This is a genomic window from Microvirga sp. HS2 (assembly GCF_055792805.1).
Genome location: NZ_JBVVAJ010000025.1, coordinates 66,195 through 77,471, shown reverse-complemented (window position 1 = coordinate 77,471; position 11,277 = coordinate 66,195). Strand labels below are relative to the sequence as shown.

General features: G+C 63.0%; 11 protein-coding genes. 8 read left to right on the top strand and 3 right to left on the bottom strand.

Going from position 1 to position 11,277, the window contains the following annotated elements; genetic code table 11:
- The 8 genes from ACS5Q0_RS19575 to ahpD all read left to right on the top strand — a co-directional run.
- A partial coding sequence (locus ACS5Q0_RS19575) for an S-(hydroxymethyl)glutathione dehydrogenase (protein ID WP_473128323.1) occupies window positions 1–99 on the top strand: 99 nt, incomplete at its 5' end.
- Between the two features lie 275 nt (window positions 100–374).
- Window positions 375–851: a formate dehydrogenase subunit gamma gene (locus ACS5Q0_RS19570; RefSeq protein WP_473128322.1), complete on the top strand. Its 477-nt coding sequence runs from the start codon at window positions 375–377 to the stop codon at window positions 849–851.
- Complete coding sequence (locus ACS5Q0_RS19565) at window positions 848–2,404, top strand: formate dehydrogenase beta subunit (protein WP_473128321.1); 1,557 nt, start codon at window positions 848–850, stop codon at window positions 2,402–2,404. The genes ACS5Q0_RS19570 and ACS5Q0_RS19565 overlap by 4 nt, the downstream gene beginning before the upstream one ends.
- 12 nt (window positions 2,405–2,416) lie before the next feature.
- Window positions 2,417–5,260 carry a formate dehydrogenase subunit alpha gene (gene fdhF, locus ACS5Q0_RS19560; RefSeq protein ID WP_473128320.1) on the top strand — a complete coding sequence of 948 codons (2,844 nt, stop codon included), beginning with the start codon at window positions 2,417–2,419 and terminating at the stop codon, window positions 5,258–5,260.
- Entirely contained in the window at window positions 5,241–6,089 is an 849-nt protein-coding gene (fdhD, locus tag ACS5Q0_RS19555; protein WP_473128319.1) for a formate dehydrogenase accessory sulfurtransferase FdhD, read from the top strand. Before fdhF ends, fdhD begins: the two co-directional genes overlap by 20 nt.
- The gene (locus tag ACS5Q0_RS19550; protein ID WP_473128318.1) at window positions 6,086–6,364 is read left to right on the top strand and encodes a formate dehydrogenase subunit delta; all 279 of its coding nucleotides are present in this window, start codon (window positions 6,086–6,088) and stop codon (window positions 6,362–6,364) included. Before fdhD ends, ACS5Q0_RS19550 begins: the two co-directional genes overlap by 4 nt.
- A gap of 334 nt (window positions 6,365–6,698) precedes the next feature.
- The gene (locus tag ACS5Q0_RS19545) at window positions 6,699–7,253 is read left to right on the top strand and encodes a peroxiredoxin (RefSeq protein ID WP_473128317.1); all 555 of its coding nucleotides are present in this window, start codon (window positions 6,699–6,701) and stop codon (window positions 7,251–7,253) included.
- A 9-nt stretch (window positions 7,254–7,262) separates the two neighbouring features.
- A complete protein-coding gene (ahpD, locus tag ACS5Q0_RS19540) occupies window positions 7,263–7,808 on the top strand; it encodes an alkylhydroperoxidase, AhpD family (protein ID WP_473128316.1) in 546 nt (181 codons plus the stop codon).
- 242 nt (window positions 7,809–8,050) lie between these two features.
- Here ahpD and argE read toward each other — a convergent pair whose 3' ends face one another.
- The 3 genes from argE to ACS5Q0_RS19525 are packed head-to-tail and all read right to left on the bottom strand — an operon-like array spanning window position 8,051 to window position 11,275.
- Window positions 8,051–9,217, bottom strand: a complete 1,167-nt coding sequence (argE, locus tag ACS5Q0_RS19535) for an acetylornithine deacetylase (RefSeq protein WP_473128315.1) — start codon at window positions 9,215–9,217, stop codon at window positions 8,051–8,053.
- Between the two features lie 28 nt (window positions 9,218–9,245).
- Complete coding sequence (locus ACS5Q0_RS19530; protein WP_473128314.1) at window positions 9,246–10,301, bottom strand: ABC transporter ATP-binding protein; 1,056 nt, start codon at window positions 10,299–10,301, stop codon at window positions 9,246–9,248.
- The gene (locus ACS5Q0_RS19525; RefSeq protein ID WP_473128313.1) at window positions 10,298–11,275 is read right to left on the bottom strand and encodes an ABC transporter ATP-binding protein; all 978 of its coding nucleotides are present in this window, start codon (window positions 11,273–11,275) and stop codon (window positions 10,298–10,300) included. Before ACS5Q0_RS19525 ends, ACS5Q0_RS19530 begins: the two co-directional genes overlap by 4 nt.
- Window positions 11,276–11,277 lie beyond the last annotated feature (2 nt).

The following is an 11,277-nucleotide window of genomic DNA, read 5'->3' as shown; positions in this document are numbered from 1 at the left end:
GACGATCTGATCACCCACACGATGCCGCTCAAGGAGATCAACACCGCGTTCGACCTGATGCACGAGGGCAAATCGATCCGCTCGGTCATCGTCTACTGAGCCGGAGACACAGATGAGCTTCGAGACCGTCTCACACGCGCGAGCCTTCCAGGGAATGTCGCGGGACGGTCAGTCGTAAATGGCCGAGCGGGGCGATGAAAAATGAGCAGGATCCCTGAGCCAGGTCTCCGGGATAAAGAACGCGACAACCGGCGCGGCTGTCCGCAAACTCGGCCAAAATGCCGATTGCTATCCCGGGGGCAAGGTTCTTAACTCCAAAAGTGCAGAACCTGGTCCGATCAAGAGAGCGCTCCAGATCAATGTTTGGTAAGGACATGACCACATCCATTCCGTGGAACGACGACCGCGCCAGGGAGATTGTCGCAGCTCACGCATCGCTCGATGGTGCCGCGCTGCCGATCCTCCATGCGTTGCAGGACGAGTTCGGCTGCATCCCCGACGAGGCGATCTCCCTCATGGCGGATGCGCTGAATCTCTCCCGGGCCGAGATCCATGGGATCGTGACATTCTATCACGATTTCCGCCGCTTACCGGCAGGACGCCATGTGCTCAAGCTGTGCCGCGCGGAGGCGTGCCAGTCGATGAACGGCGCGATGCTCGCGCAGGAGCTCCTCGCAAAGCTCAGCGTCGACTGGGGCGGGACGACACCGGATGGAAGCCTGACGGTCGAGGGCGTCTATTGCCTCGGCCTTTGCGCCTGCGCCCCGTCCGCCCTTTACGACGACGAGCCGATCGGGCGTCTCGATCCTGGGACGCTCGACGAAGTCGTCCGGGAGGCGAGGGGTCTATGACCAGGATCTTCATATCTCAGGACGCGGCATCCCTTGCCCTTGGTTCCCGCCGGATCGCCGCTCTCGTGGCCGAGGAGGCATCCCGCCGCGGGCTCGCGCTGGATATCGTGACGACCGGCTCTCGCGGCCTGTTCTGGCTCGAACCTCTGGTAGAGGTCGAGGCACCCGAGGGCCGCATCGCCTATGGCCCGCTCAAACCCGCCGATATTGCCGGATTGTTCGAGGCCGGATTTCAAGAGGGAAGGGAGCACCCGCTTCGCCTCGGGTTCCTTGAGACACAGCCTTACCTTGCCCGCCAGACACGCCTGACCTTTGCCCGCTGTGGCATCGTCGATCCCGTGTCGCTGGAGGATTACAGGAGCCACGGTGGCTATGCCGGTCTCGACCGCGCTCTCTCCCTGGAGCCTCAGGCCATCATGGACGAGGTCAAACTCTCCGGCCTGCGGGGACGGGGCGGGGCGGGCTTTCCGACGGGCATCAAGTGGGGCACCGTTCTCCACGCCGAAGCGGCACAGAAGTACATCGTCTGCAACGCGGATGAGGGCGACAGCGGCACCTTCGCCGACCGCATGCTGATGGAGGGCGATCCCTTCTCGCTGATCGAGGGCATGACGATCGCCGGGCTGGCCGTCGGAGCCACCAAGGGGTTCATCTATATCCGCTCCGAATATCCTCACGCCTACCGAACCATGACGAAAGCCATCGCGGTCGCCGCGGAAGCCGGTTATCTGGGAGCGTCCGTCATGGGCTCGGGCCACGCCTTCACCCTGGAGACGCGGCTCGGCGCGGGAGCCTATATCTGCGGCGAGGAAACCGCTCTCCTGGAAAGCCTGGAGGGCAGACGCGGCGTGGTGCGGGCCAAGCCGCCGCTGCCGGCCCTGCACGGGCTGTTCGGCAAGCCGACTGTGGTCAACAATGCACTATCGCTTGCGACGGTGCCGTGGATCCTGACGCAAGGGGCACAGGCCTATGCGGATTTCGGCATGGGCCGCTCACGGGGCACGCTGCCGATCCAGCTTGCGGGCAACGTCCGACGCGGCGGGCTGATCGAACTCGCCTTCGGGGCGACCCTACGCGAGATCATCGAGGATTTCGGCGGCGGAACGGCGACAGGACGGCCCGTGAAGGCGGTCCAGGTCGGCGGGCCACTAGGAGCCTATTTTCCGGCTTCCATGCTGGACATTCCCCTGGATTACGAGGCGCTGTCCGCCCACAAGGGCATGCTCGGACATGGGGGCATCGTCGTGTTTGACGACACGGTTGATCTGGCGCGGCAGGCCCGTTTCGCCTTCGAGTTCTGCGCAGCGGAAAGCTGCGGCAAGTGCACGCCCTGCCGTGTCGGCGCCGTGCGCGGGGTCGAGGTAATGGACCGGATCATCGCTGGGACCGAGCGGGAGAAGAATGTCCAAGTGCTTGAGGATCTCTGCACCCTCATGACCGACGCCTCGCTCTGCGCCATGGGGGGGCTGACCCCCCTGCCGGTCATGAGCGCCCTAGAACATTTCCCCGAGGATTTCGACAAGGCTCCGCGCATTCCCGCGGCGGCAGAGTAAGGGAGGCGTCCCATGCCCCTGATCCAGGATATCGACTATGGCACTCCCGTTCCCGTCTCCGACAAGACGGTGTCGCTGACCATCGACGGCGTACCCGTGACCGTGCCGGCCGGCACCTCGGTGATGGCCGCGGCCATGACGATGGGAACGGCGATCCCGAAACTCTGCGCGACGGATTCCCTGGAAGCCTTCGGTTCCTGCCGCCTCTGCCTCGTGGAGATCGAAGGACGGCGCGGAACGCCCGCCTCCTGCACCACGCCGGTCGAAGAAGGCATGGTGGTGCACACGCAGACGGAGCGGCTCGCCGATCTCCGCCGCGGGGTGATGGAACTCTACATCTCCGATCATCCGCTCGACTGCCTGACCTGCTCCGCCAACGGTGACTGCGAATTACAGGACATGGCGGGAGCCGTCGGCCTTAGGGAAGTCCGCTATGGCTATGCGGGGGATAATCACCTCGATGCGCCGAAGGATACGTCCAATCCGTATTTCACCTTCGAGGATTCCAAGTGCATCGTCTGCTCGCGCTGCGTGCGAGCCTGCGAGGAGGTGCAGGGCACCTTCGCGCTGACCATCCAGGGACGGGGTTTCGACTCCCGCGTCTCGCCCGGCGGCCTGGACTTCTTCGGATCCGAATGCGTCTCCTGCGGCGCCTGCGTGCAGGCCTGCCCGACGGCGGCTCTCAACGAGAACAGCATCATCGACATGGGCCAGCCGGAGCATTCGGTGGTGACGACCTGCGCCTATTGCGGTGTCGGCTGCTCCTTCAAGGCCGAGATGAAGGGCTCGGCGATCGTGCGCATGGTGCCCTACAAGCATGGAAAGGCGAACGAGGGCCATTCATGTGTCAAAGGGCGGTTCGCCTGGGGCTATGCCACGCACAAGGACCGCATCACCAAGCCGATGATCCGCAAGTCGATCACCGATCCGTGGCGCGAGGTGTCGTGGAACGAGGCGCTGGACTACGCCGCGCGCGAGTTCAAGCGCATCCAGGCGCAATACGGCCGCGGATCCATCGGCGGCATCACGTCCTCCCGCTGCACCAACGAGGAGACCTTCCTGGTCCAGAAGCTGGTTCGCGCCGGATTCGGCAACAACAACGTGGATACCTGCGCGCGGGTGTGTCATTCGCCGACAGGCTACGGGCTCAAGACGACGCTCGGCACCTCCGCGGGCACGCAGGACTTCGCATCCGTGGCAAGAGCGGACGTCATCGTCGTGATTGGCGCCAACCCCACCGACGGCCATCCGGTCTTTGCGTCCCGCATGAAGAAACGGTTGCGCGAGGGGGCCCGCCTCATCGTTATCGACCCGCGCCGGATCGATCTCGTGAAGTCGCCGCACGTCAAGGCCGACTACCACCTGCCGCTGAAGCCCGGCACCAACGTCGCCATAATCAACGCCATCGCTCATGTGATCGTGACGGAGGGGCTGGTCGACGAGGCCTACGTGCGCGAACGCTGCGATCTCGGCGACTTCGAGAGCTGGGCGCGTTTCATCGCTGACGAGCGACACTCTCCCGAGGCCGTGGAGGACCTCACCGGAGTTCCTGCGGCCGATGTGCGGGAGGCTGCCCGCCTCTATGCCACGGGCGGCAACGCGGCCATCTATTATGGGCTCGGCGTCACCGAGCACAGCCAAGGCTCGACCATGGTCATGGGCATGGCCAATCTCGCCATGGCCACCGGCAATATCGGCAAAGCAGGCGCCGGCGTGAATCCCCTGCGCGGCCAGAACAATGTGCAGGGTTCCTGCGACATGGGCTCGTTCCCGCACGAATTCTCCGGCTACCGGCACGTCTCCGACGACGCCACGCGGCAGATGTTCGAGACCTTCTGGGGCGTGGAGCTCGACGGCGAGCCCGGCCTTCGCATTCCGAACATGCTCGATGAAGCGGTGGATGGCACCTTCAAGGGCCTCTACATCCAGGGCGAGGACATCGCCCAATCCGATCCGGACACGCAGCATGTCACGGCCGGATTGAAAGCGATGGAATGCATCGTCATTCAGGACATCTTCTTGAACGAGACCGCCAAATACGCCCATGTCTTCCTGCCGGGCTCCTCGTTCCTGGAAAAGGACGGCACTTTCACCAATGCCGAACGGCGCATCAACCGCGTCCGCAAGGTCATGCCTCCCATGAGCGGGATGGCGGATTGGGAAGTCACCATCGCCCTCTCGAACGCCCTCGACTTTCCGATGAGCTATGCGCATCCGAGCGAGATCATGGACGAGATCGCTCGGCTCACGCCGAGCTTCGCGGGCGTCTCCTACGAGAAGCTGGAGAGGCTGGGCTCCATCCAGTGGCCGTGCAACGAGGCGGCTCCCAATGGAACGCCGATGATGCATGTGGGCCGCTTCGTGCGCGGCAAGGGCAAGTTCATGATCACCGAATTCGTGCCCACCGAGGAACGGACCGGCCCTCGCTTCCCACTGATCCTCACCACGGGGCGCATCCTGTCGCAGTACAATGTCGGCGCACAGACGAGACGCACAGAGAACAGCCGCTGGCATGAGGAGGACGTGCTGGAGATCCATCCCTTCGACGCGGAGGGCCGCGGCATTCGGGACGGCGACCTCGTTTCCGTCGAGAGCCGCTCCGGCGACATCGCCCTGCGAGCCCGGATCAGCGAGCGCATGCAGCCCGGTGTGGTCTACACCACGTTCCATCACGCCAAGACCGGCGCCAACGTGATCACCACCGATTACTCCGATTGGGCCACGAATTGCCCTGAATACAAGGTGACGGCGGTTCAGGTGCGCCGCACGAATCGCCCCTCCGACTGGCAGGCCCGATTCTTTGAAGAAGACCGATCCCTCAAGCGTATCGAAGCCCATGTCAGTCCCGCCGAATAGCAATGCCCCATCGATTCCGGAGGTGGAGGAAACGCCGGCCCTGGTCCTGACCTTCGCCGGAGCGGAACCCGTCTCGACCCTACGGGCGGTCCCGGTCGAAATGCCTGTCAACCTGATCTATGGCGGCATCCCGTTCGCCGTGATGATGACGACACCGGCCGACCTGGAGGATTTCGCGATCGGCTTCAGCCTGACCGAGGGCGTGATTCAAAAGCCTGAGGACATCCGGGGCTTGCATGTCGAAACCGACGCCGGGGGGATGAGGATCGCCATCGACCTCACGCCCGAGCGGCTCCACGAACATCTGGCGCGCAAACGGGCGCTAACCGGTCGCACCGGCTGCGGGGTGTGCGGGATCGATGACTTGAAAGCCCTGCCGCAGGCCCTGCGTTCCCACGGAATAGCACCCAGCATAGCGCTTTCGGCGCTTCACCGCGCGCTAACCGCGCTTGAGAGCAGGCAGCACCTGAACAGGATTACGCATGCAGTTCATGCAGCGGCTTGGGCCGATCTCGAGGGAACGATCATCGAGGTGCGCGAGGATGTCGGCCGCCACAATGCACTCGACAAGCTGATCGGAGCCCTTTGCAGGTCGGGAGCAAGCCCGGATAGCGGTTTTGTCGTCGTCACGAGCCGCTGCTCGTTCGAGCTTGTCGAGAAGGTTGCAATATTCGGAGCGAGAACGTTGGTTGCGATTTCGGCCCCCACATCGCTGGCGCTTGAGCGTGCACGCCATCTCGACATCACGCTCGTTGGAATCGCGCGCAGGGATAGCATCACGGTCTTCCACGGCCTGGAACGCATTCGCGAGCGGGATGGATTGGCATGAGCACTGAGAAGTTGGTTCACATGGCGAACCAGATTGCATCCTTTTTTCGATCCTATCCCGAGGATCAAGCCGTTCATGGCATTCAGGACCATCTCATCGCCTTCTGGACGCCCAACATGCGGGCAGTGCTCCTCGCGCACTCCGGGACCGACAGCCGAGATCTCGACCCGCTTGTGACGAAGGCTCTGTCGACCTTTCCAGAAGGCGGGAGCCCAATCACCAAGGAGGTCGCAGGCCCCGAGAAGGTGGGCGAACTGGGCAGCGATTCAGGCTAGGGCCCGAACGTCCGGGAGCAGAAGGGCCTTGGATCGGCAGCGGGGCGGCTGTACGAGACGGCACCGCCCGCCTAGTTGGTCACCGACATTCGGTCGGACTGTGCCAACCAGATCCCCGTCTTCCGGGTGCGATGATCACGAATGCGCCGATCAGGTAGGGCGCGGCCAAGCAAGAGCTCAATCCGGGTGCCGCGCGGAGCGTCGATCGCACGCGGGGGCGAGCCGATAGACGCATTGCCTCATTTTATTGCTCTGGCACACAGCGTTGCCATTGACGTTTGGCTGCAGGTTTTGCATCACTCCCACCGCAAGTTCCTGCGTATGGAGATTTCAGATGCTTGGTATCGGTCAGAAGCTGCCTGCGTTTTCGGTGACCGGCGTGAAGCCGAAGTTCAACGCCCATATTGAGAATGGCGACAGCGCCTTTGAGACGATTACAGAGGCAAGTTTCCCAGGAAAGTGGAAGATCATCTTCTTCTACCCTAAGGATTTCACGTTTGTTTGCCCGACAGAGATCGCCGAGTTCGCGCGCTTGGCAGGCGACTTTGCCGACCGTGACGCCGTCATTCTTGGGGGATCGTCCGACAATGAGTTCGTCAAGCTCGCATGGCGTCGTGAGCACAGGGACCTCGACCGCCTTCCCATTTGGCAATTCGCCGACACCAATGGTTCGCTCATTGACGGGCTGGGTGTCAGGTCACCTGACGGCGTTGCGTATCGCTACACCTATGTAGTCGATCCGGATAATACGATTCAGCACGTCTACGCAACCAACCTTAACGTGGGACGTAACCCCAAGGACACCTTGCGCGTCCTTGATGCTCTGCAGACGGATGAGCTTTGCCCATGCAACCGCGAAGTTGGCGGTGATACGCTCAAAGCGGCCTGAGGAGCACCCATGTCGATCGAGAGTCTCAAGGAAAAGCTGCCAGCCTTCGCGAAAGACGTACGTCTGAACCTGTCCTCGCTGGCCTCGGACGAATCGCTGTCAACGCAACGTAAATATGGCCTTTTCGTCGCGTGTGGTCTTGCGACGAGGAATTCCGTGATTGCCGAGTCTCTGGAAGAGGAGGCGAGAGCACACCTCTCTGCAGAGGCTCTCGATGCTGCCAGGGCTGCAGCATCAATCATGGCGATGAACAACATCTACTATCGCTTTCTTCACCTGGCATCGAACAAGGAGTACGGTTCGATGCCGGCGCGGTTGCGCATGAACGTGATCGCGAATCCCGGCGTGGACAAGATCGATTTCGAACTCTGGTCGCTGGCGGTGTCGGCTATGAACGGTTGCGGCTTGTGCATCGACAGCCACGAGAAGGTGTTGCGAGAGGCCGGGGTCGGGGCTTCCGAGATCCACACCGCCGTGCGCTTTGCCGCCGTAATCCAATCAGCGGCGGTCGCGCTGGAGGCAGCGGGAACACTTTACCGCGTTGCAGCCGAGTAGGGAGCGCTCCCTTCCTCCTGACATTGCCGTGTCGGCCATTCCCTCTGAAGGGTTCCGGCTGAATTATCAGAGCTCTACTTATGCCGGGCCTTTGGCCCGGCATTTTCGAATCTGCCGTGATCTCACTCTTGTCTCTTGAGTGTCGATCGCCAGATCCGATGGCCTTGCTGTAGCTTCACCCTACCCAATCGCTTTAATGCAACGGAGTTCAATGTTCCAGTTGCGCCGAGACGATTGCCTTGTCAGGTTGTGGCCCTGTCGAGCAGGTGATGCATGAAGGCCTCGCATTTGGCGATCTCCCTGAGTTCGACGAATTCGTCGGGCTTATGAGCTTGCGCAATATTGCCGGGGCCGCACACAACGGCCGGTATTCCGCCCTGCTTCTGGAACGGGCCCGCTTCCGTCGCGAAGGCGACCTTGGCGTGACCGTTCTGTCCTGCGAGAGCCTTTGCCATGGTGACAACCTCGTCTTCGGGCGCTGAATCGAGTCCGGGGGTCGAGGACAGCTGCTGCCAGGAGAAGCCCGCATCGGGAGCAATGGCCTTCATCTCCGGCTCCAGGACCTCATGGGCATAGCGCTGGACCTCGGCGAGCAAATCCTGCGGGTCCTGTTCCGGGAGATGACGGAACTCGAAAACGAACTCGCATTCCGAAGGCACGATGTTGAGCGCAGTGCCACCGCGGATCACCCCGGTATGGACGGTGGTGTGGGGAATGTCGAAAGCGGGATCGAACGGGCCCTCCTTCGCAATCCGCCGCGCCATGCCGCGCAGATAGGACACGACCTCCGCCGCGTATTCGACCGCGTTGACACCCTGCGGGGCGAGGGAAGAGTGGCAGGCCTGCCCGCTGACCCGACAGCGCATTCCCAGCTTGCCCTTGTGGGCATTGATGACCTGCATTTCTGTCGGCTCGCCGATGATCGCCATGCGCGGTTGCACGGGCAGCGCGTTGAGGTGCGCGATCAATCTCCGCACGCCGACGCAGCCGACCTCTTCATCGTAGGAAAAGGCATAGTGAATCGGCGTCTTCAGGTCGGCCTTGGCGAAGGCCGGCGCGAAGGCCAGCGCGATGGCCACGAAGCTCTTCATGTCCGCGGTGCCCCGCCCATAGAGCCTGTCGCCGCGCCGCGTGAGCGTGAACGGATCGCTGCTCCAGTCCTGCCCGTCCACGGGCACGACGTCGGTGTGGCCGGACAGCAGGATGCCGCCCCGGTCCCGCGGCCCGATAGTGGCGTAGAGATTGGCCTTCTGACCGGTTTCGTCGAACACGAGCGTGCTCTCGATGCCGAGCCCGTCCAGATAGTCGCGGATGTAGCCGATCAGCTCCAGATTGGAGTTCCGGCTCGTCGTGTCGAAGCCGACAAGGTCCCGGATCAGGTCGAGGCTGATGAGGGTGTCCGTATTCATCATCGCTCCACGCTTGATTGCAATCCGTTCAGAGTATGTCGTTCAGGTGGCATGCCGAGAATCGTCCAGGTGCGACTTCGCGCAATTGAGGACGCTCCACGTTGCAGCGCGGCAGCGCATGCGGGCAGCGCGGGTGGAACGCGCAACCGGACGGCGGATTGAGGGGCGAGGGAATCTCGCCCTTGATCGGAGCGAAGATCCGCTTGCGCGTATCGACCCGCGGCGCCTCGTCGAGAAGGGCGCGGCTATACGGATGGTTAGGCTGCGAAAACAGCTCCGATGTCGGCGCGATCTCGACAACCCGCCCAAGATACATGATCACCGTGCGGTCGGCGATATGCTCGACCACTCCGAGATCGTGGCTGATGAACAGGTAGGTCAGGCCGAGATCCCGACGCAATTCCATGAACAGATTGATGATCTGCGCCTGAATCGAGACATCGAGCGCGGCCACGGATTCGTCGCAGACCAGGAATTCCGGCTTCACCGCCAAGGCGCGGGCGATGCCGATGCGCTGGCGCTGGCCGCCCGAAAACTGGTGGGGGAAACGGGCCGCATAGGTCGGATCGAGCCCGACTTTCTGCATGATGGCGGTGACGTGGTCGGCCTGCTCGCGCCGTGACACGATGCCGTGGACGCGCGGCGCCTCGCCAATGATATCCGCGACACGCATGCGCGGATTGAGCGAAGCCATCGGATCCTGAAACACCATCTGAATGTTCAGCGTGGCTCGCCTCGCCTGTTCCGGCGACATGTCGTCCATCGGCAGGCCTTTATAGAGCAGGCGACCGCCGCTGGGCGGGGTGATGCCTGCCACCATTCGGCCGAGCGTGGTCTTGCCGCAGCCGGATTCACCGACGAGCCCCACGACTTCGCCCGGAGCAATGCTCAGGCTCACGTCGTCGACAGCATGGACGTCGTATTCCTGCACCTTGGCTCCAAGCCGCTTCGCCAGCCGCTCGGCGAAATCGAGCTTGCTGGAGAACCGCTTGGTCAGATGCGCGAGTTCCAGTATCGGCTGGACCCCATCGGTCTTTGCCCGAGGCGCTTCGGGAGTAGCTTGTGACGGGTGAGCGATGGTCATGCGGCGGCCCCATGGGGATGAAAGCAGCGCCAGCCATGGCCGCCAGTTCCCTCGAGGGAGGGTGGAGCAAGGCAGGCGTCGGTGGCGCGCGGGCAGCGTGGACGGAAGGCACAACCTTCGGGCAGGTTGAGCAGGGATGGTGTCATCCCTGGAATCTGGGTGAGCGGTTCACCGCGCTTGTTGCGGCTCGGAACGGAGCCGAGGAGGCCGTGGGTGTAGGGGTGGCGGCTCCGATCGATCACCTCTTGCGTCGTGCCGGTCTCGACGATGCGTCCGGCATACATCACGGCGATCCTGTCGGCCAGCGCCGACACGATGGCGAGATCGTGCGTGACCCAGACCAGCGCGGTCCCGGTTTCCCGGCACAGCTTCTGTACCTCGAAGAGAATTTGGGCCTGGATCGTCACGTCGAGCGCGGTGGTCGGCTCGTCCGCAATGATGACGTCGGGCTGATGGAGCAGGGCGATGGCGATGGCCACGCGCTGGCGCATGCCGCCGGAGAACTGATGCGGATAAGACGAGAGCCGCTCTTCGGGAGAGGGAATGCCGACCCGTGCGAGCGCCTCTCGAGCCCGGTCGCGCGCAGCGCGGCGCGAGACCCGCTCATGGGCGAGGACGGTTTCCACCATCTGCGTCTCGACGCTGAGCACCGGGTTCAGCGTCATCATGGGGTCCTGGAAGATCATGGCGATCCGGGAGCCCCGTAACTGGCACAGGCGCTTTTCGCCAGCCGTCACGAGATCCTCGCCGCGATAACAGACTGAACCTCCGATGATGCGGCCGGGCGGATCGATGAGCCCGAGGATCGACATGCCGGTGACCGACTTGCCGGAGCCCGACTCGCCGACCAGCCCCAGGATTTCGCCGCGGTTGAGGGTGAAGCTCACGCCGTCCACCGCCTTCGCAACGCCGCCGCGCGTGAAGAAGTGGGTGCGCAGATCCTCGACTTCGAGCACTGGAATCTGTTGCGTCATGT